General features: G+C 64.0%; 22 protein-coding genes, 1 rRNA gene and 1 riboswitch (1 of these 24 cut by a window edge). Of the genes, 14 read left to right on the top strand and 9 right to left on the bottom strand.

What is annotated here, in order from left to right:
• Positions 1-67 precede the first annotated feature (67 nt).
• Together X265_RS32910 and X265_RS32905 are read left to right on the top strand one after the other, a co-directional pair.
• Complete coding sequence (locus X265_RS32910) at positions 68-772, top strand: YdcF family protein (protein WP_128968592.1); 705 nt, start codon at positions 68-70, stop codon at positions 770-772.
• 23 nt (positions 773-795) lie between these two features.
• The gene (locus X265_RS32905; protein WP_128968591.1) at positions 796-1,569 is read left to right on the top strand and encodes a lysophospholipid acyltransferase family protein; all 774 of its coding nucleotides are present in this window, start codon (positions 796-798) and stop codon (positions 1,567-1,569) included.
• Here X265_RS32905 and X265_RS32900 read toward each other — a convergent pair.
• Positions 1,566-2,177, bottom strand: a complete 612-nt coding sequence (locus tag X265_RS32900) for a gamma-glutamylcyclotransferase (protein ID WP_164938913.1) — start codon at positions 2,175-2,177, stop codon at positions 1,566-1,568. The genes X265_RS32905 and X265_RS32900 overlap by 4 nt on opposite strands.
• 110 nt (positions 2,178-2,287) lie before the next feature.
• Between X265_RS32900 and X265_RS32895 the strand changes: the two genes are divergently transcribed.
• From X265_RS32895 to X265_RS32880, 4 genes are all read left to right on the top strand, one after another.
• Entirely contained in the window at positions 2,288-3,472 is a 1,185-nt protein-coding gene (locus X265_RS32895) for a DUF2125 domain-containing protein (RefSeq protein WP_128968589.1), read from the top strand.
• 132 nt (positions 3,473-3,604) lie between these two features.
• Positions 3,605-3,826 (top strand): hypothetical protein, encoded by a 222-nt coding sequence (locus X265_RS32890; RefSeq protein ID WP_128968588.1) that lies wholly within the window; start codon positions 3,605-3,607, stop codon positions 3,824-3,826.
• A gap of 279 nt (positions 3,827-4,105) precedes the next feature.
• Positions 4,106-5,677, top strand: coding sequence for a hypothetical protein (locus X265_RS32885; protein WP_188637437.1), 1,572 nt, complete (start codon positions 4,106-4,108; stop codon positions 5,675-5,677).
• A gap of 17 nt (positions 5,678-5,694) precedes the next feature.
• Positions 5,695-6,138: a hypothetical protein gene (locus tag X265_RS32880; RefSeq protein ID WP_128968587.1), complete on the top strand. Its 444-nt coding sequence runs from the start codon at positions 5,695-5,697 to the stop codon at positions 6,136-6,138.
• Here the strand turns inward: X265_RS32880 and X265_RS32875 are convergent.
• The 3 genes from X265_RS32875 to X265_RS32865 are packed head-to-tail and all read right to left on the bottom strand — an operon-like array spanning position 6,135 to position 9,049.
• Entirely contained in the window at positions 6,135-7,076 is a 942-nt protein-coding gene (locus tag X265_RS32875; RefSeq protein WP_128968586.1) for a prephenate/arogenate dehydrogenase family protein, read from the bottom strand. The two genes, X265_RS32880 and X265_RS32875, sit on opposite strands and share 4 nt — an antisense overlap.
• Positions 7,073-8,170: a histidinol-phosphate transaminase gene (hisC, locus tag X265_RS32870; RefSeq protein ID WP_128968585.1), complete on the bottom strand. Its 1,098-nt coding sequence runs from the start codon at positions 8,168-8,170 to the stop codon at positions 7,073-7,075. Before hisC ends, X265_RS32875 begins: the two co-directional genes overlap by 4 nt.
• A gap of 30 nt (positions 8,171-8,200) precedes the next feature.
• Positions 8,201-9,049 carry a chorismate mutase gene (locus X265_RS32865; RefSeq protein ID WP_128968584.1) on the bottom strand — a complete coding sequence of 283 codons (849 nt, stop codon included), beginning with the start codon at positions 9,047-9,049 and terminating at the stop codon, positions 8,201-8,203.
• 172 nt (positions 9,050-9,221) lie between these two features.
• Positions 9,222-9,301: riboswitch (SAM riboswitch) on the top strand.
• Positions 9,302-9,387: 86 nt separating this feature from the next.
• Here X265_RS32865 and metX point away from each other — a divergent pair.
• The 5 genes from metX to X265_RS32840 all read left to right on the top strand — a co-directional run bounded on the left by metX (position 9,388) and on the right by X265_RS32840 (position 13,872).
• A complete protein-coding gene (metX, locus tag X265_RS32860; RefSeq protein WP_128969497.1) occupies positions 9,388-10,590 on the top strand; it encodes a homoserine O-acetyltransferase MetX in 1,203 nt (400 codons plus the stop codon).
• Position 10,591: 1 nt separating this feature from the next.
• Positions 10,592-11,254 carry a methionine biosynthesis protein MetW gene (gene metW / locus X265_RS32855; RefSeq protein ID WP_128968583.1) on the top strand — a complete coding sequence of 221 codons (663 nt, stop codon included), beginning with the start codon at positions 10,592-10,594 and terminating at the stop codon, positions 11,252-11,254.
• Positions 11,255-11,405: 151 nt separating this feature from the next.
• Entirely contained in the window at positions 11,406-11,717 is a 312-nt protein-coding gene (locus tag X265_RS32850; protein ID WP_128968582.1) for a hypothetical protein, read from the top strand.
• A 14-nt stretch (positions 11,718-11,731) separates the two neighbouring features.
• Positions 11,732-13,024 (top strand): hypothetical protein, encoded by a 1,293-nt coding sequence (locus X265_RS32845; RefSeq protein WP_128968581.1) that lies wholly within the window; start codon positions 11,732-11,734, stop codon positions 13,022-13,024.
• A 5-nt stretch (positions 13,025-13,029) separates the two neighbouring features.
• Positions 13,030-13,872 carry a hypothetical protein gene (locus tag X265_RS32840; RefSeq protein ID WP_128968580.1) on the top strand — a complete coding sequence of 281 codons (843 nt, stop codon included), beginning with the start codon at positions 13,030-13,032 and terminating at the stop codon, positions 13,870-13,872.
• A gap of 46 nt (positions 13,873-13,918) precedes the next feature.
• Here the strand turns inward: X265_RS32840 and X265_RS32835 are convergent, their stop codons facing one another.
• The gene (locus X265_RS32835; RefSeq protein WP_128968579.1) at positions 13,919-14,782 is read right to left on the bottom strand and encodes an alpha/beta fold hydrolase; all 864 of its coding nucleotides are present in this window, start codon (positions 14,780-14,782) and stop codon (positions 13,919-13,921) included.
• Between the two features lie 214 nt (positions 14,783-14,996).
• On the opposite strand from X265_RS32835, the gene X265_RS32830 reads away from it, so the two are divergent.
• Positions 14,997-15,638: an NlpC/P60 family protein gene (locus tag X265_RS32830; RefSeq protein WP_128968578.1), complete on the top strand. Its 642-nt coding sequence runs from the start codon at positions 14,997-14,999 to the stop codon at positions 15,636-15,638.
• Between the two features lie 122 nt (positions 15,639-15,760).
• On the opposite strand, the gene X265_RS32825 is transcribed toward X265_RS32830, so the two are convergent.
• The gene (locus tag X265_RS32825; RefSeq protein ID WP_128968577.1) at positions 15,761-16,549 is read right to left on the bottom strand and encodes an MOSC domain-containing protein; all 789 of its coding nucleotides are present in this window, start codon (positions 16,547-16,549) and stop codon (positions 15,761-15,763) included.
• Positions 16,550-16,792: 243 nt separating this feature from the next.
• On the opposite strand from X265_RS32825, the gene clpB reads away from it, so the two are divergent.
• Positions 16,793-19,432: an ATP-dependent chaperone ClpB gene (clpB, locus tag X265_RS32820; RefSeq protein ID WP_128968576.1), complete on the top strand. Its 2,640-nt coding sequence runs from the start codon at positions 16,793-16,795 to the stop codon at positions 19,430-19,432.
• A 75-nt stretch (positions 19,433-19,507) separates the two neighbouring features.
• Here clpB and X265_RS32815 read toward each other — a convergent pair whose 3' ends face one another.
• The 3 genes from X265_RS32815 to X265_RS32805 form a co-directional block, all read right to left on the bottom strand.
• Entirely contained in the window at positions 19,508-19,774 is a 267-nt protein-coding gene (locus X265_RS32815; protein WP_128968575.1) for a hypothetical protein, read from the bottom strand.
• Positions 19,775-19,863: 89 nt separating this feature from the next.
• The gene (locus tag X265_RS32810) at positions 19,864-21,483 is read right to left on the bottom strand and encodes an NHL repeat-containing protein (RefSeq protein WP_128968574.1); all 1,620 of its coding nucleotides are present in this window, start codon (positions 21,481-21,483) and stop codon (positions 19,864-19,866) included.
• A gap of 142 nt (positions 21,484-21,625) precedes the next feature.
• On the bottom strand, positions 21,626-23,689 hold the full coding sequence (locus X265_RS32805) for a M23 family metallopeptidase (protein ID WP_164938912.1): 2,064 nt from the start codon (positions 23,687-23,689) through the stop codon (positions 21,626-21,628).
• 997 nt (positions 23,690-24,686) lie between these two features.
• On the opposite strand from X265_RS32805, the gene X265_RS32800 reads away from it, so the two are divergent.
• Positions 24,687-25,759: ribosomal RNA gene (locus X265_RS32800) — 16S ribosomal RNA — on the top strand; it runs 414 nt beyond the window's last position.

The raw sequence follows: 25,759 nt of genomic DNA, 5'->3' as shown, positions 1-25,759 counted from the left end.
ATAAACCGGACTCCACTTCGCCTCAAAACGTCCTAAAATAGCTCGGGGAAGGGATCACCGACATCATATGACCTCGCCGACCGACGAACGATCGCCGAAACTGCCGCGCGGCTGGCTCCGCGCGGCCGTCGTGTCGACGATTGCATTCGCCTTCGTCGGCGCGGCGGCTGGTTTCGTGGCGTTCCTGTCGCAGTTGCGCGGCGCCGAGATCGCGCCGGATCGCAAGGCCGACGGCATCGTGGTGCTGACCGGCGGCTCCTCGCGGGTGTCCGATGCGATGGAGCTGCTGGCTGCCGGCTACGGCAAGCGGCTGCTGATCTCCGGCGTGCACCCGACCTCGACCGCGAGCGACATCTCCCGGACGCTGCCGGAGAACCAATCCTTCATGACCTGCTGCGTCGATCTGGACCGCACCGCGCTCACGACCCGTGGTAACGCGGCGGAGGCGCGGCGCTGGGCCGAGGGGCGCGGCTTCAAATCGCTGATCGTGGTGACTTCCAATTATCACATGCCGCGCGCGCTGGTCGAATTCTCGCATGCGATGCCGAAGACGGCCCTGATCCCGTTCGCCGTGGTCGGCGACAAATGGCGTGAGGAGCCCTGGTGGACGTCGGCCTCGACGCTGCGGCTGCTCTTGTCCGAATATGTCAAGTACATCGCCGCCGAAGTCAGGGTCCGGCTGGAAGATTTCGGGATTGACCTTGCGCCTGAGGTGTCGGAGCAGCCTGCGGGCCTGCAGCCCAAGCGGCCCACAACCGCACAGGCGAATTGATTGGCTCATCTAACGGATCGTCGATGTTTTTGATTTTCCTGCGTTCGCTCGTCTTCAACGTGCTGTTCTACACAGTGCTGGTATGCCTCGCGATCGTGGCGCTGCCGACCTTTGCAATGCCGCCACGCGCGATGCTGACGGTTGCCGAATGGTGGGCGAAGACGACGCTGGTGCTGATGCGCGTGGTCTGCAACATCAAGGTTGAGTTCCGAGGCGTCGAGAAGATCCCGCAAGGACCGCTGGTGATCGTCGCAAAGCATCAGTCGTTCTGGGAAACCTTCGTGTTGCCGGGTTTCTTCAATCGCCCGATCTTCATCCTCAAGCGTCAGCTCATGCAGATTCCGGTGTTTGGCCAGTTCCTGGTCAAGACCGGGATGATCGCGATCGATCGCAATGCCGGTGTGAAAGCGCTGCTGGACATGACGCGTCGCGCCCGCGAGGCGGTGCGCGCCGGCGGCCAGCTCGTGATCTTTCCGGAAGGCACACGCCGGGCGCCGGGGGCGCCGCCGGATTACAAGACCGGCTTTGCGCAGATCTATTCGTCTTGCGGCGTGCCCTGCCTGCCGGTCGCGCTCAATTCCGGCCTGTTCTGGCCGCGCCGCACTTTCATGCGCTATCCCGGCACGCTGGTGGTGGAGTTCCTCGATCCGCTGCCGCAGGGTTTGCCCAAGGACGAGTTTCTCGCGCGCGTGCAAGCGGCGATCGAGGATGCGACCGGCCGCCTCGTCGAGGCAGGACGGAAAGAGCAGGAGCAGTTGATCGGCTCCGCGCCGAGCTACGCGGCTTCGGGCACCTAGCGGCTGTCCCTGCTCTCGTCGGGAGCCTGAGCGTGCAGCGAATGTGCATCGCCATGCAGCATCATCGCGAGCTGATGCAATTGCGTGTCGCGAAAACCTTCGGCCTCGATCGCCTTCACGGTCGCCGTGACGTAATCGCGGTTGGCGCCGGACTGGCCGTGGCCTTGGACGACATGGCGGTGCTGATCGGCGAGCGACAGCCGTCCGGCATACTGGACATGGCCGCGGTCGACCACATAGGTAAGCGCGGAGACGCGCTGCCGCGCTTCGTTCTCCAGCCACACCGAGCGCATCACCTCGCGATAGACCGACGTCACCTGCTCGCGGGCCCGCAAATAGGCAACCACGTCCGCGCGGTTCTTCTCGGCGACGCGGAAGGCGATGCCGCGGCAGGCGCCACCGCGGTCGAGCCCCAGCACCAGGCCCGGCTGCTCCGGCGTGCCACGATGGACAAAGGAATAGACGCACAGCGCACGGTGCTCGCCGACCAGCCGTGCCGGGACGCGCTCCTCGAATGCGAAGCCCGGCCGCCACATCAGCGAGCCGTAGCCGAACACCCAGAGGTCGCCCTTGGCTGTCGTGACGGAGGGGAGGGTGATTTCCGACATTTCGGGCACGGCTATCAGAACCGGACTTCCATGCGAAGCGAATTCTCCGCCTTTCGTCCGGGGGCGGCCTCGCTTACATTTGACAAAATCTGGGGCCAAAGGGTCGCCGCATGTCCGATATGACCATTACCGCAGGCCGGCGCTCCCGTTGGGGGCTCTTCATTGCTCCCGTCCTCCTCCTGATCCTTGCGGCCGCCTGGAGCGGCTTCTGGTTCTATGCGGCCTCGCAGGCCGGGGTGGCGGCCGATGCCTGGCGTGCGCAGGAGGCCAAGGCGGGCCGGATCTACGATTGCGCCAAGCGGTCGATCTCGGGTTTCCCGTTCCGCTTCGAGGTGCAGTGCTCCGGCGCCAGCGTGGCGCTGGTCTCGCAGAATGCAAGCAAGACGCCGTTCACGGCCAAGCTCGACAGCATTCTCGTCGTGGGACAGGTCTACGATCCCAAGCACGTGATCGCCGAGTTCTCGGCGCCTGCAACGCTGGTCGATGGCGTCACGCAGAACACCTTCGTCGTGAATTGGACCAAGGGCCGCAGCAGCGTGATCGGCCTGCCGGCGGTGCCGGAGCGCGCCTCGATCGTGTTCGATGATCCCAGCATCAACAGGATGGATGGCAGCGTGCAGGTGCCGCTCGCACGCGCCAAGCAAGTCGAGTTGCACGGGCGCCTCGCTGATGGATCGACCTCCGATCATCCCGTGATCGAGACCGTGCTTCAGATCTCGCAGGGGAGCATCCAGGGCGTTCATCCGTTGCTGGCCGAGCCGTTCGAAGCGGACACGCGCGCGAAGATCACCGGGCTCACCGACCTCACGCCAAAGCCCTGGCCGCAACGCTTCCGCGAGATCCAGGCGGCAGGCGGCCATATCGAGATCGTGCAGTCGCGGATCCAGCAGGGCGAAATGATCGCGGTCGCGGCAGGTACGCTGGGTCTGTCGGCCAACGGCCGGCTGGACGGCGAATTGCAGATGACGGTGACCGGCCTCGAGCGCGTCATTCCGGCGCTCGGCATCGAGAAGATGCTGGAAGAGGGCGTGCCGCAGGCAACGCTCGATCGCGTCGCGCCCGGCGTCAAGACGCAGGACCTCAACAATCTGTTCGGCGCGCTCGACCGCGCCGTTCCCGGCCTTGGCAAGGTCATCAAGCAGAACGCCAATGCCGGGGTTGCCGCGGGCATCAATTCGATCGGGACCGAAAGCACGCTCGAAGGCAAGAAGGCGCGCAGCTTCCCGCTCAAATTCGCCGACGGCGCCGTGCTGCTCGGCCCGGTCAAGGTGGGCCAGATCCCGCCGCTGTACTGATCTGCGCTCACGGCGCCTTCGCATCAACGTGATGACGCGGCGGCTTCGCATCGGGAATGCGAAGCCGTGATCTCCGCTCTCTCTCCATGTCGGCCGCACGATGAAGCGAGCCGCCCAGGCAGGAGAGATATCATGACAACTTCCAAGCTGTTCGTCGCCGCCATCGCCCTCACGGCCGCCTTTGCGACGCCTGCGTTCGCGCAGTGGCAGTCGCAGGAGCCGGCTGCGTACGAGGCCCAGTACCCGAACGGCGACCGCAATCTGTCGAGCCCGGCAACGCGCGCGAGCGTGGCGTACGTGCCGTCTGCGAAATCACCGCGCCCCACGGTGATCCGCGCGACCAAGGGCAAATAGCCGCCATCCCCCTTGAGACCTAGCGCGTCGCGGAGTTGGGCCCGGCCATGTCCCGGCCGGGCCCAATGCACGCTGCTCGCCTGCGCGGGTCATCGCGCGCGTGCGGATCGGTCGAGCGATGCAAATATTCCGAACATGATCGTCAGGAAAACGTGATGCAGAAGATGCGCGAGCCGGCGAATAAGCGTGGCCGCATTCAAATCACTCCACACCAGGGAAGCAAGCACGCGCCGGGGGCGCAACCATCAGGACCTGCTTCCCAAGTGGAGGGAGGTTTACGTGCGCATCATCACTCGCGGACTCATGCTGGGACTGCTCGCTGCCTGTTCGGGGCAGGCGCGTGCCGACGACAATGTCGCGTCGGAAATTCAGGCACTGAAGGCCAAATTGAAGGAGCTGCAGCAGAGAGTGGATTCGGAGGCGCGCAAGACGCGCCAGGTCGAAGCCGTGCAGGCCAAAGTCATGCCGATGCCGGGGACCTACAAGGCGCTGCCTGTCGAGGCATGCGCGGGCGACAGGGTCTGCTACAAAGGCATCACGCTGACATTCGGCGGCTGGGTCGATCTCACCGGGATCTACCGCACGCGCAACATCGCCTCCGACACCGGCTCGGTCTACAATTTCATCCCTTATCCGCAGGCCCACAATTTCTACCTCCCGGAGACGCGATTCTCCGCGCGCCAGAGCAGGTTCTCGGTGCTGGCCGAAGGCAACGCCGATGCCGATACGCATCTCGCCGGTTACGGCGAAATCGACTTCGAGGGGGCGGCGCAGACGGCGAGCTCGGTGGCCACCAACTCCTTCAATCCGCGCATGCGGCAGCTCAGCCTCGAGGTCGATCGAACCGATCTCGGTCTGCATTTCCTCGCGGGACAATCCTGGTCGCTGAACGCGCCGACCAAGTCGGGCATCGATCCCCGCGGCGTCGATGCGCCCGGCGTGATCGACTTCGAATCCGTTCCGGGATTTTTGGCGGCACGCCAGCCAGGACTGCGCGTCTGGAAAGATATCGGGCCCGAATTCAAGCTCGCCGCGTCGGTTGAAAATCCGCAGACCGCGTTTTTCGGCGGCAACACCCCGGCAGTCGGCACGCCGGCGGTCGGCCCGCAGGGCGTGCTCAACCCGAACCTGCAGGTCAATCTGACCGGGCCGGGCGGCAGCTTCTTCAACAACCTCAACAATGTCAGCTTGAACCAGGTGCCTGACGTCACCGTCAAGGCGGCATGGGATCCACGGCTCGGTCCCTACAAGCTGCACGTCGAGGCGTGGGCGCTCTATCGCCAGCTGTTCGATCGCTTCGACGGCGCCAATCACACCTACGACACCGGCAGCTTCGGTGGCCACGTCTTCGCCGAGCTGATCCCGAAGACCCTCGACCTGCAGGTCTACGGCGCACATGGCGTGCTCGGCCGCTTCACGGCGACGCCGTTCCCCGATGCGGCGGTGGCGCAGGACGGCACGGTGCTGCCGCTGACGATCACGGCGGCCGCGGCCGGCCTGATCTGGCACGCGACGCCGAGCCTCGATGTCTACAGCTACGCGGGACTGGAGAAGACCAAGGCGAATTTCGCCAATGTGGGAACGGTGCCGTTCGGCTACGGCAATCCGCTCTACAACAACACCGGCTGCTTCACCGAGAACACGCCGGCAGCGAGCTGTAACGGCAATACCAGGGAAGTCCGGCAGGTCACCGCCGGCATCTACGACACCGTCTACCAGGGCAATTACGGCACGGTCAAAGCCGGCGTACAGTACTCCTACACGCAGCGCTTCGCCTTCGCCGGCGTCGGCGGCGCACCCAAGACCGACGACAACATCGTCATGACGCAGGTCAGGTACTATCCGTTCTGATGTTCTGTGGGTGGCAATTGTCCGACGGTCTACTGATCCTTCGGCTCGCGCACGTCGTCGCCCGGCTTGGCCTGGCAATGACGGGCGCGGTCGGCGCCACCTTCGTCGCCGCATTGCTGATGCGGGCCGATCTGCCCTGGTTCGACACCGTCGAATTCACTGTTCTGCTAATCGTGCTCGGAATGACCGGCGCCTATCTCGGGATCGACATCCCGCGCTGGCCGCAGCTCCAGGCCGGCCCGGCGCATCGATCGCCCGCGATCGGTCTTGCCAGCGCGACCGGCACCTTCCTCGCGGCTGGAGCCGGCCTACTCGCACTCTATGCTTTCGTGATCGACGAAACGTCTGCTCCCGCCAGCAACCTCTTGTTCGGCGCCACCTGGATGCTGGGGGTGTGCATGCAGATCGGCGCCGGTCTCGCCGGCCGCCGCCGCATTACGCAGGTCAAGGGTCGCAATTAGCCGGGCTTCTTGTCGAGCTGTCCGTGCTGGCGGCCGAAATCCGCGGCCGCCGAATCCTGACCGATCTCGACGATGCCGCGGCGGATGGCGCGGGTGCGGGTGAAATGGTCGAACAGCGCCTCGCCGTCGCCACGGCGGATCGCGCGCGTGAGCTTGGCGAGATCCTCGGTGAAGGTGCCGAGCATCTCCAGCACGGCGTCCTTGTTGGCGAGGAAGACGTCGCGCCACATCGTCGGGTCGGAGGCCGCGATGCGGGTGAAGTCGCGGAAGCCGCCGGCGGAGAACTTGATGACCTCCGACTCCGTCACCTGTGCCAGCTCGTCGGCGGTACCGACGATGGTGTAGGCGATCAGATGCGGCAGATGGCTGGTGATCGCGAGCACGAGATCATGATGATCCGGCGTCATCACCTCGACCTTGGCGCCCATCGCCGCCCAGAATGCGCGCAAATGCGCGGTGGCCCCGGCATCGACGCCTTCCGGCGGCGTCAAGATGCACCAGCGGTTGATGAAGAGCTCGGCGAAGCCGGAATCCGGCCCCGAATGCTCGGTGCCCGCGACGGGATGGGCCGGCACGAAATGAACGCTCTTCGGCAGATGCGGCGCCATGTCCTTGACCACCGCGCCCTTGACCGAGCCGACGTCGGAAATGATTGCGCCGGGCTTCAGATGTGCGGCGATCTCCTGCGCCACCTCGCCGCAGGCGCCGACGGGAATGCAGAGGATGACGAGATCGGCATCCTTTACCGCCTCCGCATTGGTCGCCACGACCTGGTCGACGATGCCGAGCTCCATCACCCGCGCGCGGGTCTTTTCCGAGCGCGCGGTGGTGACGATCTCGCCCGCCAGGCCCTGAAGTTTCGCAGCGCGCGCGATCGAGCCGCCGATCAGGCCGAAGCCGATCAGCGCGACGCGCCGGAAGTGTGCCTGCTCGCTCATTTGCCGGCCATGAAGTCGCGCAAGGCCTCGGCGACGAGGCGGTTGGCCTCCTCGGTGCCGATGGTCATGCGCAAGCAATGCGGCAGGCCGTAATTCTTCAGCGCGCGCAGCACGAGACCGCGCCTGGTGAGGAAGGCGTCGGCGTCGTCGGCCGTCTTGCCCTTCTCGGTCGGGAAGTGGATCAGCACGAAATTGGCGACGCTCGGCGTCACCTTCAGCCCGAGCTTGCCGATCTCCTCGGTGAGCCAGTTGCGCCAGGTCTCGGTGAACTGCTTCGACATCGCCTGGTGCGCGGTGTCCTCGATGGCGGCGACAGCGGCATACATCGCCGGCGTCGACACGTTGAACGGGCCGCGGATGCGGTTGACCGCATCGATGATGTGCTCGGGGCCGAACATCCAGCCGACGCGCAGCGCCGCAAGGCCGTGGATCTTGGAGAAGGTGTGCGTCACCACGGTGTTCTCGGTGGTCGCGACCAGCTCGATCCCCATCTCGTAATCGTTGCGCGAGACGTAGTCGGAATAGGCGGCATCGAGCACCAGCAGCACATGCGACGGCAGGCCGGCGCGCAGGCGCTTGACCTCGTCGAACGGGATGTACGTGCCGGTCGGGTTGTTGGGGTTGGCGAGCCAGACCAGCTTCGTCTTCGGCGTCACGGCTTTCAGGATGGCGTCGACGTCGCAGGTGAGGTTCTTCTCGGCCGCAATCACGTTCTTGGCCCCGACCGCCATGGTCGCGATCGGGTAGACCAGGAAGCCGTGCGTGGTCGAGATCGCCTCGTCGCCATGGCTGAGATAGGTGTGGGCGAGCAGATTGAGGATCTCGTCCGATCCGGCGCCGCAGATGATGCGATTGGGGTCGAGGCCGAAGGAGCGGCCGATCGCCTCGCGCAGCACGCGTGAGGTTCCCTCCGGATAGTCTTCCAGATGATCCGCGACGTGCTTGAAGGCCTCGATCGCCTTGGGCGAGGGTCCGAAGGGCGTCTCGTTGGCCGAGAGCTTGAACACCTTGCGGCCCGGCTCCGCCACCGGGCTCTTGCCGGGCGTGTAGGGCGCAATATCGAGAATGCCGGGATTCGGCACGGGGCGGGACATCTTCAACTCCGAGATTGGCTGGGCGCGAACTTACGATTTCGCCCCGGTCGGGGGCACCGTATAGCGCGTTGCGTGGCTGCCGACGAGGGCCGTGGAGCGCACCGAGGCCCCCGCCTCGATCAGGGCAGCCCTGATTTTGTCGATGCCGGTGGCTGATGTCACCGACACCAGCAGCGCTGCGCCGTCGAAGGCGGTATCGGGCACCGCCACGATCTCGGCCAGCGGCGACAGCGCGCGCGCCACCTCGGCGTTCCAGCCGGAGACGCGCACGCTGAAGGTCTCCACTTCCGTGACCAGCGCGCTGTCGGCGACGCGCGAGATCGCGAACACGGGCAGCGCCGCCGGATGGTCGGCGCGTTCGACGAAGGGCATGCGCGCGATGATCTTCGGCGCGCCGTCGGCCTCCAGCTCCAGCCACCACGGCGTGCGGCTCGAGGTCGCCGAGACCAGCGCAAGATCGCCCTTGGATTTCGCCACCGCCTCGACCGCGGCCTGCGCGCTGAAATGGGCGACGTAAGGCACCGTGAAGCCGAAATGGAAGCGCACGGAATCGCGCATGGCAGGCTCGCTCACCGAGATGTCGGCGTGCACGGAGAACGGCGCCTGGACATAGGTGAAGGTGGAGATGATGACGCGCCAGATGCTCTCGACCGTGTCGAGCGGCAGAATGCCGCGATGGCGCTGCACGATCTCACGCATCATCGAGGCCTCGCGCGCCGGGCGGAACGCCGAGCCGACCTCCTGGGTCTGCTTGACCTGGATCAGGCGATCGATGATGTCGCCACGCTGCATCAGGAGGCGATGCATGGCCTCGTCGATCGCGTCGATCTCCTTGCGCAATTCCTGGAGCGATGGTGGCGCCGGCGGACGTTGGGACATATCTGACAGGCTGTGTTGTGAGGGAGCGGTCGAGGTTCTGATTAGGCAGTCGGGGCGGCGAAAGCAAAGAGAAATGCAAGAGGACGCGAGACCTGCCGGTCCGCGCGGCGAGAGCCGATTTTGCTCAATCCGGACCGTGACTTGACGAAATCAGCCTGAGCCGGTAGGTTTTTGCCCGTTCCGTGGTCATTTGAGCCGGCCGGCTTGCAGCCACGTTAAAAAACTCGCTAAACAGGCCGGGGACGCTTCCGATCCCGGCCGAACCTATCATTCAGGCCGGGTTTTTCATGGCCTGATGTCAGCGGCGGTTCTCGTGGCCGTCGCAAACGAGGTCGATGATGGTTGGCGTCAAGTCCGTGCCCAGTCCCGCGATCAGTGCCGACGATCGCTCGCATGAGGTCGATCATCCGAGCTCGCAGCTTGCGCTGTTCGGCACTGAGCAGCCGCTGCGGCTCGATTGCGGCGTCGATCTCTCGCCGTTTCAGATCGCCTATCAGACCTATGGCGAACTCAACGCCGACCGTTCCAACGCGGTGCTGATCTGCCATGCGCTGACCGGAGACCAGCACGTCGCCAATGTGCATCCCGTCACCGGCAAGCCCGGCTGGTGGGAGACGCTGGTCGGCCCCGGCCGGCCGCTCGATCCTGCGAGGTACTTCATCATCTGCTCCAATGTGATCGGCGGCTGCATGGGTTCGACCGGCCCGGCCTCGATCAATCCCGCGACCGGCAAGGTGTGGGGCCTGGATTTTCCCGTCATCACCATTCCCGACATGGTGCGCGCGCAGGCGATGCTGATCGACCGGCTCGGCATCGACACGTTGTTTGCCGTCGTCGGCGGCTCGATGGGCGGGATGCAGGTGCTGCAATGGACGGCGGCGTACCCTGCACGCGTCTACTCCGCGCTGGCGATTGCCTGTGCGACGCGGCACTCGGCGCAGAACATCGCCTTCCACGAACTCGGCCGCCAGGCCGTGATGGCCGATCCGGACTGGCACAATGGCGGCTATGCCGATCACGGCATCCATCCGCATCGCGGCCTCGCGGTCGCACGGATGGCTGCGCACATCACCTATCTCTCGGACGCCGCCCTGCATCGCAAGTTCGGGCGGCGCATGCAGGACCGCGAGCTGCCGACCTTCTCGTTCGACGCCGACTTCCAGGTCGAGTCCTATCTGCGCTACCAGGGCTCGTCCTTCGTCGAGCGCTTCGACGCCAACTCCTATCTCTATCTGACCCGCGCGATGGATTATTTCGACATCGCCGCCGACCATGGCGGCGTGCTGGCGAAGGCCTTCGCGGGGATCCAGACCCGCTTCTGCGTGGTCTCCTTCACCAGTGACTGGCTGTTTCCCACATCCGAATCGCGCGCGCTGGTGCACGCGCTGAACGCATCGAGCGCGCGGGTGTCGTTCGCCGAGATCGAGACCGATCGCGGCCACGACGCCTTCCTGCTCGACGTGCCCGAATTCTTCGACATCTCGCGCGCCTTCCTGCAATCGGCCGGCAAGGCGCGCGGGCTCACCGACAAGGACGGCTGACATGTCCGCGCAAGAAGTGCTGCCGTTCAACGGCATCGTGACCACGCAATCGGGAAACTATCGCGCCGACCATCTGCTGGTCGCCGAGATGGTCAAGCCGGGCTCAAAGGTGCTCGACGTCGGCTGCGGCGAGGGCGATCTGCTTCAACTGCTGGAGACCCGCGGGATCGACGGCCGCGGCATCGAACTATCTCGTGAAGGCGTCAACCGCTGCGTGGCAAAGGGCCTCGCGGTGGTGCAGGGCGATGCCGACACCGATCTCGTGAATTATCCGGACGATGCCTTCGACTACGTGATCCTGTCGCAGACGCTACAAGCGACGCGGCAGCCCAAGGTCGTGCTGGAAAACCTCCTGCGCATTGGCCGCCGCGCCATCGTCTCGTTCCCGAATTTCGGCTTCTGGCGGATGCGCCTCCAGCTCCTGATCGGCGGCCACATGCCGCGCACGGAAAACCTGCCGGCCAGCTGGTACGACACCGCCAACATCCATTTCTGCACCATCAAGGATTTCGTCGAGCTCTGCGACGAAATCCATGTCAAGATGGAGCGTGCCGAAGCGCTCGACCTCTACGGCCGCCCCTTGCGCCTGCGGTTGCCCTGGTGGGTGTGGAATCTGTTCGGCGAGCAGGGGGTGTTCCTGCTCAGCCGAGGCGGTGGGAAGTAGTTTTTCGTCATTGCGGCGGCGGACGGCGATACCTGACTCAGGGAACTAGACCAAGTATCCAATCCTGCGGCTAACCAAAGTTGAGCCTCTAGGTTGCATGTCCTCGATTCCTTCAGCCATAATGCCGCTGGGGAAATGAAGGGCTGAGACGATGGGTAGAGCGCTGCCGGCACTCGCTGTGCTGTTCAGTGTGGGCTTGACGTACGAACCGGTACTCGCCCAGAGCGGAAGCGACATCGTTAACATTTTTGGTGGCCTGGTTCAGACCGCGATCACTCAGGCGACCCAGGCCGAGTGGCGCAAGATTCCGGCGGCCGAGATGTCCTGCATCGACGAGAACCTGCGCCAGCGCGGCTTGTCGATTGCGCAAGCGGTTCAGCAAGGCATCAGCCCCGGCGACGGCGGCTTGCGGACGTGCGCCGCTTCTGCCGAAGCGGCCTCGCGCAAAATCCATCGGGCATAGCCGTGAGCCCGAGCGTGATCTCGATCTATGCAGTCGACGGACTTAACCTCGGCGCGAAGGTCAACTTCGAAAGCTCGGTCTATCGGCAATATCAGTGTAGTCCCAGCGAACAGTTCGACGGCTTCAGCTGGTGCACCCGCAAGGTGGCGGAAAGCTCGAGACGGGGACCGTTCGTGTCGTCCTACTCGATCCTGCATTCGCCCGACGGCACGGTGTCCTACGTCAACCGCTACCTGGAGCCGGCATGGTTCAGCGGCAACGAGGCGAATGAAGACATCGGACGACTTGCGAGAAAGTACGGCCAGCCCAACGTGATGGCCATGCCGCAAGCTGAAGGTGTGCAAGGGCTCATGGCCAGCTGGGGCACGGTCACGCTGCTGCCGCTCGACGCGAACAATTTGGCCCTGCTCGCGCAGGGCCGCGACATCAGGGCCGGCTTCATGGTGGACTTCCTCGGCAATTTCCGCCGATCCGCGCAGCTCGGCTTGCCCATCTACCGCCTGGCCGGTGGGCCGGGTTTCGTCTGGGCTGCCAACTGGGACCAAGGCGGGCGGGGCACGCTGCGGTTCTTTGCTGTTGATGCGTCCACATTCGCAGGACCCGCTCCGGTCCAGCCGCAGGTTCAGGCGAATCTCGGCACGTCTTCGATTGCCGATTCAGCCGCGTCGGAACCTGCTTCGCCGTCGCCCCCGCCGGTCTCCGCCGCTCAACCATCGCCGCCGGTCTCGACCGCGCCTCCTCCGCCGCCAGCTTCACCGCCCCCGGCGGTCACCCGCATCAATCCCGATGAGCGCGCGCGGCAACGGATCAAGGATACTCTAAGCAGGGTTTCCTATCATCGAGGCGATCTTCCGAACGATAACTTCAAGACCAAGCTGGATGCGATCGCGTCGCGCCTTGCTGCGGTCAGTAACGGCGCGGATTCGGCCACGCTGAAGACCCTTATGTCGGACTGCGATGCAGCTTCGGCGATCTTCGACGAAGCTGCCGAGTTCACCCGAGTCTCCGAAATAGCAGGGCGGAAAGTGGCGATCGTGAACGCGAAGCTGCAAGGCATCAGCTTCGACGCGCCGCTGGTGCAGGACCTGAAGACCGCCGTCGGCGGCGTCGGGAATGCTCAGACCGAAGGAGATCTTGCCGCGCTAAAGGCAGCCCTCAGTTCGCTTAACGCCCTCTACGATACGGGCCGACTTGATCGCCTCGCAACTGCCAAGGCGAACGGATTTGAGACCATCGAGAGCTACGATGACTACAAGGATCGCCAATCCAGGCTCAGTGGGTCGGGAATCATCCTGAACAAGAAGTGATTGTCATGCTGAGCAATATCGAAACGTTGTTTGTTCGCCTCCTGAGAGGGACGGTCATCGCGACCGCGATGGTGTCCTTCATCATCACGATGCTGGCGCTGCTCTTCGCACTGTATGCGGAGTTCGCGCCGAATCCGAAGGTGAGGCTCGCCGATCAGATCGACCGGTTTCGCCAGGTGACGGATCCGGTCAAATTGATCAGGGAGGTCTTTCCGGCGGAGGCACCTATCGTCAAGGAGACTGGTGGGCCCGACAATGTGGCTTACGAAAAGGGAAAGCGTCTCGATCCGGAGATCTTGCAGCAGTTCAACAAGTTTCTCGATGGTGCGCTGGGAGCCAGCTTTGAGAACGCGTCCCAGTTCGCCGATTGGCTTCACAACAACGGTGTGCGGTTCCGCGGCTATTCCGCGCTGGAGGACCGAAACGCGCTTGATGAGGGCAACATCGAGGTGCTGTGGCGCTCCCTCATCTTCGACTACGCCAGGCGACTGAGCGCGCGAGCACCGGCCCTGGCGACGGCAAACAAGGACAAGCAGTATTCGTCCGCCATCGATCGCTTCACGGCCGCTACGCCTCCCACCCGCGCGCCGTATTTCGTGGTGTGGTTCTTCAACAAGCTGCAGGGCGAACTGCAACTCGTCGCCCAGGAATTTCAGGAAGAGCAAGACCGCAGGCTAGCCCTGCGATTGATGGCTCCTGTCGCCCTGTACGTCGCAGCAGGTGCCTTCTCCTATTTTATCTTCATCATGTTCCTGTTCTTGCTGGTATCGATCGAGGCCAGCGTCAGGCGGCTGGCCTCGGCGGGTAATTCCGCATTGCCACCGCTACCGGCGGCTCCCAAGGTCTGATCGCTTCGCTGCGCTCGCAATGACCATGCGTGGTGGCGCCGTTGCTCTAGTGCGCCGCCAGCGACCTCGGATCGCGCATCGGCCAGCGGCCTGCTTCCACCAGGGTCACGAACCGTTCCACGCTTTCGTTGAACAGCGCGGGTTCCTCAAGATTTAGCACGTGGCCTGACTTCGGAAACATCGCTAGGCCCGCGGCAGGCAGGTGCTTTTTTAGGAACAGACTTGCGCCGATGCACGGATCATCCTCGTCGCCGCAGATGATCAGTGCGGGCGTGGCCGCTTTCGCGATCGCCTCCGTCATCGTGTAGATCGACGGCCTGCCGCCCTGGAAGCCGCGCATCGTGTTGGCCGAGCCTTTGGCATCGTGCCGCGCCAGCGCGGCATAGAAATCGGCGTGGCCGCGCGGGTCCTTGACGAGGAATGGAATCCGGCTCGGCGCTTCCCGCGTGGCCTTGGCGACCTCGGCGGAGCCCAGCGTCTCGAATTGCTCGGCATTGGCGCGGCACTGCTTGCGCCAGGCCTCCAAATTCTCGAGCTCCGAACCAGAGCCGACGCCGGCCAGCGTCATCGACAGCGCGCGCTGCGGCGCGTTCAATCCGATCTGGAGCGACGAGTAGGCGCCCATCGACAGGCCGACGAGATGTGCGCGCGCGATTCCGAGGTGATCAAGCACGGCGAGTGCGTCGGTGTAGAAATGCGTGTAGCTGTAGACCTCGCCGTCGGGCACATCAGACGGCGTGTAGCCGCGCGCGGAATAGGTGATGCAGCGGTGGCCGCGCGAGAAGTAGCGCATCTGCGGCTCCCAATTGCCGTAGTCGGCCGCGAACTCGTGCAGAAAAAGTATCGGCGTTCCCTGGCCCGCTTCCTCGAAATAGATGCGGACGTCGTCCCTGGTCGTGGCGTGGGGCATTAACCGTTTCCCTCTCTTCAAGCCATGAGTTGAGGATCGCAGTTAATGCTGATGTCCGCAATGAGGCAGCTTCCTGCCAGCACTGACGCAAAATCATCGCAGCTATTCGCAGGCACCGTGTCTTTTTCTCGCCACATCGGGCGGCTTAACGGCCTCATCGATGTCGGCCACCGCACGGCCGATGGGAAAGTGGGGTGTCAACGTAGGATGAAGAATGGTTGAGTTGTTTGCGTCTCGCCTGTCGCGTTGTGTTGTCGCGCTGGCGATCTTCGTCGCGGCTTTTGCCGCATTCGTTTCTCCGGCCTCCGCGCGGCCGCATCATCGTCATAGCGCAGAGCGGCACGCTTACGTGCATCACGCCAGACATCATCATTATCGCCACTCCACCCGCGGCTCGCGCTTCGAGCGCAGCGCGACGGCGTTGCGGTCCAGCGAATTCGCCAACACGCAGGCCAGCTATGATCCGAGCGCCAATGCGCCCGCGAGCATGAGCGGCGGCTTCGGCGGCGGATCGGGTCTGGTCTCCGAGGCGCGGCGTTATCTGGGCGGCAATCCCACGGGGCGCGGCAGCCTGTGGTGCGCGCGTTTCATGAACATGGTGCTGCAGAAGACCGGCCATCAGGGCACCGGCTCCGACATGGCGAGCTCGTTCGCGCACTACGGCACGCGCGTCTCAGGTCCCCAGGTCGGCGCCATCGCAGTGATGTCGCGCGGCCGCCGCGGCGGTCATGTCGGCATCATCACGGGCATCGACGCGCAGGGCAATCCGATCATGATCTCCGGCAACAACGGCAATCGCGTCCGCGAGGCCCCGATCTCGCGCGGCAGGATCTATGCGTATGTGATGCCGAATTGAAGCTCGTCGCCGGCGTCATTGCGAGGAGCGAAGCGACGAAGCAATCCAGGCTGTCTCACCGGCAGCTCTCTGGATTGCTTCGCTGCGCTCGCAATGACCGAGTGTGGTGCGCCGATATCGGCTCACACCAGCTTCGGCTGCTCCACCGCGACCGTATCACCCACGCCGATCTCGCCGCCTTCGATCACCTCGGCGTAGATGCCGCAATCCATGTGGCCGAGATGGCGCGAGAGCGTCGGCGGAATATCGAGATCGCGCACGGCGGTGTCAGGATCGACGTTGGTGGCCGGGCAGCGCTTGATGCGCTTGACCACTTTCAGGCGCGCCTGTCCGATCGCGAGCGTCTGGTCGACCAGATCGAGCTCGGACCAGGCCGACCAGCCCTTCACGTAGAGATTGGCGCGGAAGCGCAAGGGATGGACGGCAACGCCGCCGAGCATGGCCTCGATGGCGCGGACGCTGTCGAGATTGATGATGGACACCACCTTGCGGGCGACGTCGGAAAAGCTGTGGCCGCGGCCGGACAGGACTTTCGGCGGGCCCTTCAGCTCGGGCTGAAAGTTCTCGCTGAAATAGGTCTCGATCGCAGCGCGCCCAGCCGCGGTCTCGAGATCGCCGCTGGCGACGATCTCGCCGTCCTTACGGATGGTCAGGCGATTGGTCGCATCCTCGAACCGACTGTCCAGAGACGCCAGCCGCTCGTTGCGGGCCAGCATCAGGAATTGGACCTTCGGCTTCCATTCGGGGGCCTCGGGGTCAAACCCGCTGGGGCCGTTCTCGATGGCGTAGCGGCGGTCCGCGGGCAGGGTCTGACCGGACCGCAAGGCGACCCGGGGCAGGGATTCCGGCGTCAGCCCCTTGATCGGGTAGCGGTAAAGGGCGGTGATTTCGGCGGTGTGGCTGGCTGTCATGCCGCTACTTAGGGGATTCGCCCCGCACCCGCCAAGCGGCCCGATCAGCGCACGAAATTGTGAATACGCCTCTTCCGATCCGAGGACGCACTTCCCACATCTGGGTCAGGCCGGCGCCAGCGCGGGCTGATAACGACCGTTTGTTGCGTTGAGGAATGTCAACGCGACGAGCGGAAACCCAATGAAGATGCCGTTTGGGGTGCCTTGCAGGGCCCCATGGGCAGGCCGAGGGAAAGAAAAGCTATGAATATCGAGAAGTATACCGAACGCTCCAGGGGCTTCATCCAGTCCGCGCAGTCGCTTGCGATGCGCGAGGGGCATCAGCAGTTTTCCACGCTCCATGTCCTGAAAGTCCTGCTGGACGACAATGAAGGGTTAGCTGCCGGTCTGATCGACCGCGCCGGCGGCAATTCCCGCGCAATCCTGAAGGCGACCGAGGACGCCCTGGGCAAGGTGCCGAAGGTCAGTGGTGGCGGCGCAGGCCAGATCTATCTGGCCCCGGAACTCGCGCGCACGTTCGATGCCGCCGAAAAGGCCGGCGAGAAGGCCGGCGACAGCTTCGTCACGGTCGAGCGGCTGCTGCTCGGCCTCACGCTGGAGAAGACCAGCGAAGCCGGCGCCATCCTGAACAAGGGCGGCGTGACCCCGCAGAACCTCAACGCCGCGATCGAAGCGCTGCGCAAAGGCCGCACGGCTGACAGCGCCACGGCCGAGAACGCGTATGACGCCCTGAAGAAATATGCCCGCGACCTGACCCAGGCGGCGCGCGATGGCAAGCTCGACCCGGTCATCGGCCGCGACGAGGAGATTCGCCGCACCATCCAGGTGCTCTCGCGCCGGACCAAGAACAATCCCGTCCTGATCGGTGAACCCGGCGTCGGCAAGACCGCCATCGCGGAAGGACTGGCGCTGCGCATCGTCAATGGCGATGTGCCGGAGAGCCTCAAGGACAAGAAGCTGCTGTCGCTTGATCTCGGCGCGCTGATCGCCGGCGCGAAGTACCGCGGCGAGTTCGAGGAGCGGCTGAAGGCCGTGCTCCAGGAAGTCACCGGCAGCGAAGGCACCTTCATCCTGTTCATCGACGAGATGCATACGCTGATCGGTGCCGGCAAGGGCGACGGCGCGATGGACGCCTCCAACCTGCTCAAGCCGGCGCTGGCGCGCGGCGAGCTGCACTGCATCGGCGCGACCACGCTCGACGAGTACCAGAAGCACGTCGAAAAGGACGCCGCACTGGCCCGGCGCTTCCAACCGATCTTCGTCAGCGAGCCATCGGTCGAGGACACCATCTCGATCCTGCGCGGCCTGAAGGACAAGTACGAGCAGCACCATGGCGTGCGGATCACGGATTCCGCGCTCGTTGCGGCCACGACGTTGTCCAACCGCTACATCACGGATCGCTTCCTGCCCGACAAGGCGATCGACCTTATGGACGAGGCCGCGGCGCGGCTGAAGATGCAGGTCGATTCCAAGCCGGAAGAGCTGGATTCGCTCGATCGTGAGATCATCCGGCTCAAGATCGAACAGGAAGCTCTCAAGAAGGAAAGCGACCTCGGCTCCAAGTCCCGGCTCCAGACGCTGGAGAAGGATCTTGCCGAGCTCGAGGAGAAGTCGGCTTCGCTGACGGCGCGCTGGAGCGCGGAGAAGAGCAAGCTCTCCGACGCCCAGAAGCTGAAGGCCGAGCTCGACGGCCTGCGGGTCGAACTGGCCAACGCGCAGCGGCGCGGCGAATTCCAGAAGGCGGGCGAGCTGGCCTATGGTCGGATCCCGCAGCTCGAGAAGCAGCTTGCGGACATCGAGGCCAAGGAGAACTCCGGCGAGATGATGGAGGAGGCTGTCACCGCCAATCACGTCGCGCAGGTGGTCTCGCGCTGGACTGGCGTGCCGGTCGACAAGATGCTGGAGGGCGAGAAGGAGAAGCTCCTGAAGATGGAGGAGCAGCTCGGGCAACGTGTCGTCGGGCAGAGCGAGGCCGTGCGTGCGGTCGCCACCGCCGTGCGCCGTTCGCGCGCGGGCCTGCAGGATCCGCACCGGCCGACCGGTTCGTTCATGTTCCTGGGCCCGACCGGCGTCGGCAAGACCGAGCTGACCAAGGCGCTCGCCGAATATCTCTTCAACGACGAGACCGCGATGGTCCGCCTCGACATGTCCGAATACATGGAGAAGCACTCGGTCTCGCGGCTGATCGGCGCACCTCCGGGCTATGTCGGCTACGACGAGGGCGGCGCGCTCACCGAAGCCGTGCGGCGCCGGCCCTACCAAGTGGTGCTGTTCGACGAGATCGAAAAGGCGCACCCCGACGTCTTCAACGTCCTGTTGCAGGTGCTCGATGACGGCCGCCTGACCGATGGCCAGGGCCGTACCGTCGATTTCCGCAACACGCTGATCATCATGACCTCGAACCTCGGTTCGGAGTTTCTGGTGAATCAACCCGAGGGCGAAGACACTTCGGCCGTGCGTGAGCAGGTGATGGGCATGGTGCGGGGACATTTCCGTCCCGAGTTCCTGAACCGTGTCGACGAGATCATCCTGTTCCACCGCCTGCAACGGAGCGAGATGGGCCGGATCGTCGAGATCCAGTTCGCGCGGCTCCAGAAGCTGTTGACCGATCGCAAGATCGTGCTGACGCTCGATGCCGCAGGCCGCGACTGGCTCGCAGCCAAGGGCTGGGACCCCGCCTATGGCGCCCGGCCCTTGAAGCGGGTGATCCAGCGCTACCTCCAGGATCCGCTCGCCGAGATGATCCTGGCCGGCGACGTCAAGGACGGGGACAATGTTGCGATCTCGTCCGAAGGCAACGTACTGACCTTCAACGGCAAGGCGCCGCAGACCGCGGAGATCACCCAGTTCGAAGCGCCGGTGTCGAAGCGCAAGCTGAACTGAGCACTGAACTCGCGACTACGAATACCGCCCCGGAGAGGTCGCCTCTCCGGGGCATTCTTTTGCGCTTGATCGAGCCTAGCTGATTGCGAACGCCGAGCCGGGTCCTGTTAGACCTTGCTCGTCATCGTCCTGGTCGAGCTCCGAGAGAATATCCACGAGCTCGCGCACGCGTCCCTGCGCCAGTGGGCGCAAATCGTTGATCATCGGCTCGTCATTGGCGAGCCAAGCCTGGGCTTCGGCAAGCTCCTCGGCGGTTGCGCCGGTTCCGATGATCTGGGCAATGGTGACCTCGTCGGCCCGGTCCACGGCCTTGGCGACATCGTCGCGTGAGAGGCGCGTCATGGGCGATCCTCCTGCTGATGGGCTTCCCGATTGCCTCTAACCGGGAATCCCAGCCTCGGTTCCGCGCGCAGGCCCGTTGCGCGCGGAGGCTATTTCTTCACCACCTTGTAGATCGCATTCTCGATATCGGAGCTGAAATAGATGGCGCCGGTCCCACCGATGGCGACACCGGTCGGGATGTGGGTCGGCAGGCCGTTCGGCGCGCCGGTCAGGCCGATCGGAAGATTGGCCGCGATCTCGGTGAGCTGGCCGTTCTCCGGCGCGATCTCGATCAGCCGTTTGGCACCGACCTCCGCCACGATCAATCGGCCGTCGCTGCCGCGCGCGAGGCCTTCAGGCATTTTCAGGTCCTTGGCGAGCACGGTCTTCTCGCCGTTCGCGTCGATCCTGGAGACCGTGCCGGCGAAGCCTTCGGTCACGTAGACCTCGTCGCTCGATCCGCCGACGAGGCCGATCGGGCCCTCGAGACCACCGATCAAAGTGGTGCGATCCTTGCCATGCTCGCCGCTGACCTTGACCAGCGACTTGGTGCCGAGCTCGGCCACCAGGATGTTGCCGTCGGCAAGCACGATCGCATCATGCGGCGCCTTGAAGCCGTGCAGCATCTCGCGCGTCGCACCGGTCTTGCCGTCGATCACCTGCACCGTGCCGGTGAACCAGCTCGACAGGACCACATCGTTGCCCTTCGCCGTCGCGCTCATCGGATATTCGAGCGTGGTGCCATCGGCGTGCATGCGCGCCTTTTCGGTGACCTCGCCGGTTCCGCCGTCCACGGTACGATAGGCGAACACGTCGGCGACGTGGACCGTATCCTTGCCGTCCTCAGAGGTGACACCGATGCCGCCGGGCAAAGCGAGCTTGCCGATGATGATCTGCTTGGCCTGGCCGGTCGCCGGGTCCACCTCCTGGATGCCGTTGTCGGCCATGTTGGAGACGTAGATCCGGTCCTTGTCGTCGAGCGCGAGATTGTCCAGCGACGGCTTCAGCTGCGCGACCATGGCTTTGGTGCCGGACTTCGGATCGACCCGGACGAGCTGGCCGAGCGCGGTGTCGACGACCCAGAGATTGCCCTTGGAATCGAAGTTCACCGCGGCGGGCACCTTGAAGCCGTCGGCAACCACCGTCAGCTCGGCCTTGTCGACGTCGATCCTGGCGACCTGTCCCTTGAACCAGAGCGGTCCGTACAGCTTGTCGTCGGGGCCGAATTCGAAGCCGTTGAGGCCGCCCATCTTCTCCATGATCTGCCGCGGCGGTTTGACGCCTTCGACGTCGATCTCATAGAGGGTGTCGCCGAGGAAGACCGTTGAGGCGTAGAGCCGGCCGTCCTTGCGGTAGGCGAGCGAGTTGATGCCGGGAAGGCCGGATGCCAGCTTCTTGATCGGGCCGTCGCCCTTGCGTGAATAGAGATCGCCGGTCAAGAAACCGGTCCAGGCCATGGTGCCGTCGGGCGCGAAGGCGATGTCGTCGGCCATGCCGACAGGAGCGGGGATTGCAACCTTCGCGGTGCCCGCAGCGACGTCGACTTCGTAGAGCGCTGCACCCGCGACGCTGCCCGCAAACAGATGGCCGTCCTTGTCGATTCCGAGCCCGTGCACGCCATGAAAGGCCGAGCCCGGCACGAGCCTCGTGACCTGCCAACTCTCGGCAAAAACGCTCGTGCTTGCGAAAATCGCAGCCGCAAACGCTGCGCAGGCGAGCCTGGTCGTCATGGCGAGACCTCCCGATTTTTGGAAAGTATTCGCCCGTCACGCGGCTTTGGCAAACGAAACTTGAAATTGTGCCGCCGTGATATGCCGCCGCATCAGGGCCAGGTTTTTGCGGAGACGTGCGGCCGATCCCGGCCGGTTGCAATTACCGGTTGGTGACCTGCAACGGCCCGCCGGTGGCGTCCGACAGGCGGGCGATGGCGCCGCCCCGGCCGCTCATCATCGCATCGAGCCGGTCGCGCTCCTTCTCGAAGCTGGCCAGCATCGGCCCTTCCAGCGAACGGCCACGCGGCAGCTTCACGCGCATCGGGTCGACGAAGCGGCCGTTGACGAGAATTTCGTAGTGAACGTGCGGGCCGGTCGACTGGCCGGTCGAGCCGACGAAGCCGATGACCTGGCCCTGCCGCACCTTCTTGCCTGCTTCCATGCCCTTGGCGAAGGCCGACATGTGGCCGTAGGCGGTCTCGTAGCCGTTGTTGTGCTTGATGCGGATATATTTGCCGTAGCCGCCCTCGAGCTGGGCCTTCTCGATCACGCCGTTGCCGGCGGCGAAGATCGGCGTGCCGTAGGCGGTAGCCCAGTCGACGCCGGTGTGCATCTTCACATAGCCGAGGATCGGATGGCGGCGGCCGCCGAAGCCGGAGCGCATGATGGCGCTGTTGACGGGCTTCCTGACCAGGAACTTCTTCGCGCTCTTGCCGGTCTCGTCATAGTAGTCGACGACGCCGTCGTCGGGGCTCTGGTAGCGGTAATATTTCTTGGTTTCGCCGCCGACCGTGAGCGAGGCGAACAGCACGTCGTTCTTCTCGCTCGAGGTCGTGCCGTCTTCTTCGCCGGCATAGAACACGTCGAACGAGTCGCCCGGCTGCACCTTGCGCTGGAAATCGACGTCGTAGGAGTAGATCTTGATCATGTCGTCGATGACGGGCATCGGCACTTTGTTGCGCATCGCGGTCTCGTAGATGCTCTGGTAGAGCCGCACGCCGCTGCCGTCGTCGTCGTCGTCGTCCTCGCTGCTGGTGCTGGTCGTGGCGTCGGCGACGGTGTTCATGCTCGAGACGTCGACCGCGACGTATTTGCCGAGATCGGACAGTGCTGCGATCGCCTCGACCACGGTGTCGTTTGCAACCACGACGCGATAGGGCTGCAGCCGTGCGCCGGGGCTTGCCGGCGCCATCAGGATGCGAAGCTTCTCGCCTTCCTTCAGGCCGCCGTCGCGGCCTCGCGGACCGAGGGTCGCGGTGATCGCCTTGATCTCCTCGGTCGTGGCGCCGAGATCGCGCAGCACCGAGCCGACGCTGTCGCCCTTCTTGACCAGGTGCACGCGCTCGCCGGTGGGATTGCCGCCGGTGATCTGCTCCTTGGTCTTCGGCAGCAGCGTGACGTTTTCCGGCACCACGCGGGTCTCGAAACCGGCATAGGGATCGGACGACGACGCTTCGGTGGCGTAGGCCATCTTCATGTCCGTGGCGCCGGTCGCGCCCGAGACGTCGGCGGCGGCGTTGGCCAGCGAGGCATAGCGCACCCCGCCATTGCCGCGCCAATTGGCGGCATCGCGCACCCGCATCAGGATGTCGTCGAGCGCCACCACCGCGGAGATCTTGGCCTTCGGCAGCACCGGCGAGAGATCCTTCGTGACGAAGGAGACCTCGGCGTCGGGCTCGACGGCTTCGGGATTGTTCGGATCGTCGGAGGCGGTCTTCGGATCGGAGCCGACGTCGGTGAGCAGACGCTGGGCGTTGAACGGCGGAATCTTCGCCGACAGATCGCTCGTCGTCATCGACAGATTGCCGGCGATCCGGATGAAGGGCCGCACGCGCATCACGTCGCGGTTGCCGACGCGGGCCACCGTCGAGACGCGCACGATGTTGCGCGAGGCGGTGGAATCGTTCGGCGGCGGCAGGCGATCGCTCTTGTGCAGTGTGGCGGTGCGATCGGCGGTACCGAAGGCACCGCGCAGCGCCCCTTCGACGCGCTCCGGCACCTTGGCGAAGGTCATTTCGCCGTCGAGCGATGCGAAAACGGCGCCGCCGATCAAGGCCGCGCCGCAGAGTCCGGTCAGAATTGTGCCGCTGAACCATTGCACCGAGACGCGACGGCGATCGATCACGGCGGCCTCGGAACCATCGACGGACAGCGGCGGCTCGTGGCCGAGATCGATGATCCCGGTCTCACGCCCGTAAGCGCCGCGTGACGTCCTCTGGTTCAACCCAAGTCCCCCAATCAACGACCCGACAGCCTTGCTTCGTGTCTCTCCCCGGTCGCCCTCTTGAAGGGGCATCGCGGGAAAAGCCATGCCGCACAGGTGCTCGCGCTCAGAAGGCCTCAGGTGAGGCCCGGCCGAAATTACGAACAGCTGGGCAGGTGAAGGTCTCTCGATGTCTTTCGAACGTCCGAAGAAGGCCGCGTCATCGTCAGATCGCCTTCTCTGAACCCCATGAAAACCGCCGGCAGCCCCCACTGGCCTCCCTGCGATTCAAGCTTGTCTCTTATCAGAACGCCGCGGGATTGTGGCTCTAGTACGGCGCATAAGATGGAAAAAGTTTCCTGAACGGGCCGGCGCGGCCTTGGGGGTGAGGGGCGCCCGGGGCCGTGTCCAGACCCCCTTCAGGAGCCCCTCACGAGCCCCCAGGGCGACAAACTTTTTTTCAGATTTTTTGCCGGACACCGTCGCTCTGCTCGCTTCAGGGTCTCCTAATCGTTTGGAATCGCTAGAATTTTTCCGCCAATCCACTGTGCGACGATTTGTTGACGATTGGCGTTGACAGCCCGGAAGGTGGGGCCTATAACCCCAACCACTGAGCGCGGCGCCGCCGGGTCACTGACCAAGGCGAGCGAACGCGCCACTGATGCTCCTCAACTTGTTGAGTGACACAACAGCCGACACAATCGGTTGGAGTCATTCGACGTCGGTAAGAGTGTCGGAACCCTTCCACTCCGGAAGGTTGGGGCCTCCACGGCCCCGGGCTGTTTGACAAGTGAAGATGAAGAAAGAGAAACGTGGACGGCGGAGTCCTTGCGCCTCTCGGACCACTTGAGAGCTTCGGCTTTTGAGTACTGAGAGAGGACGAAAGACTTCGGCGGTACACGTTTCAAAGGAAACACCATCGTTGTCCGCGATGTGAATCGCAGACAGCAAGTCGATTTCGGTCGACAATGGTGGGACCTCGTCAAACGTTGTGATCAGCCGGTTCAAAGTTCAAGTCCAACTTGAGAGTTTGATCCTGGCTCAGAGCGAACGCTGGCGGCAGGCTTAACACATGCAAGTCGAGCGGGCGTAGCAATACGTCAGCGGCAGACGGGTGAGTAACGCGTGGGAACGTACCTTTTGGTTCGGAACAACACAGGGAAACTTGTGCTAATACCGGATAAGCCCTTACGGGGAAAGATTTATCGCCGAAAGATCGGCCCGCGTCTGATTAGCTAGTTGGTAGGGTAATGGCCTACCAAGGCGACGATCAGTAGCTGGTCTGAGAGGATGATCAGCCACATTGGGACTGAGACACGGCCCAAACTCCTACGGGAGGCAGCAGTGGGGAATATTGGACAATGGGGGCAACCCTGATCCAGCCATGCCGCGTGAGTGATGAAGGCCCTAGGGTTGTAAAGCTCTTTTGTGCGGGAAGATAATGACGGTACCGCAAGAATAAGCCCCGGCTAACTTCGTGCCAGCAGCCGCGGTAATACGAAGGGGGCTAGCGTTGCTCGGAATCACTGGGCGTAAAGGGTGCGTAGGCGGGTTTTTAAGTCAGGGGTGAAATCCTGGAGCTCAACTCCAGAACTGCCTTTGATACTGAAGATCTTGAGTCCGGGAGAGGTGAGTGGAACTGCGAGTGTAGAGGTGAAATTCGTAGATATTCGCAAGAACACCAGTGGCGAAGGCGGCTCACTGGCCCGGTACTGACGCTGAGGCACGAAAGCGTGGGGAGCAAACAGGATTAGATACCCTGGTAGTCCACGCCGTAAACGATGAATGCCAGCCGTTAGTGGGTTTACTCACTAGTGGCGCAGCTAACGCTTTAAGCATTCCGCCTGGGGAGTACGGTCGCAAGATTAAAACTCAAAGGAATTGACGGGGGCCCGCACAAGCGGTGGAGCATGTGGTTTAATTCGACGCAACGCGCAGAACCTTACCAGCCCTTGACATGTCCAGGACCGGTCGCAGAGATGTGACCCTCTCTTCGGAGCCTGGAACACAGGTGCTGCATGGCTGTCGTCAGCTCGTGTCGTGAGATGTTGGGTTAAGTCCCGCAACGAGCGCAACCCCCGTCCTTAGTTG

It is taken from the genome of Bradyrhizobium guangdongense, from assembly GCF_004114975.1.
GTDB lineage: Bacteria > Pseudomonadota > Alphaproteobacteria > Rhizobiales > Xanthobacteraceae > Bradyrhizobium > Bradyrhizobium guangdongense.
This window is presented reverse-complemented; position numbering and strand designations above follow the sequence as displayed.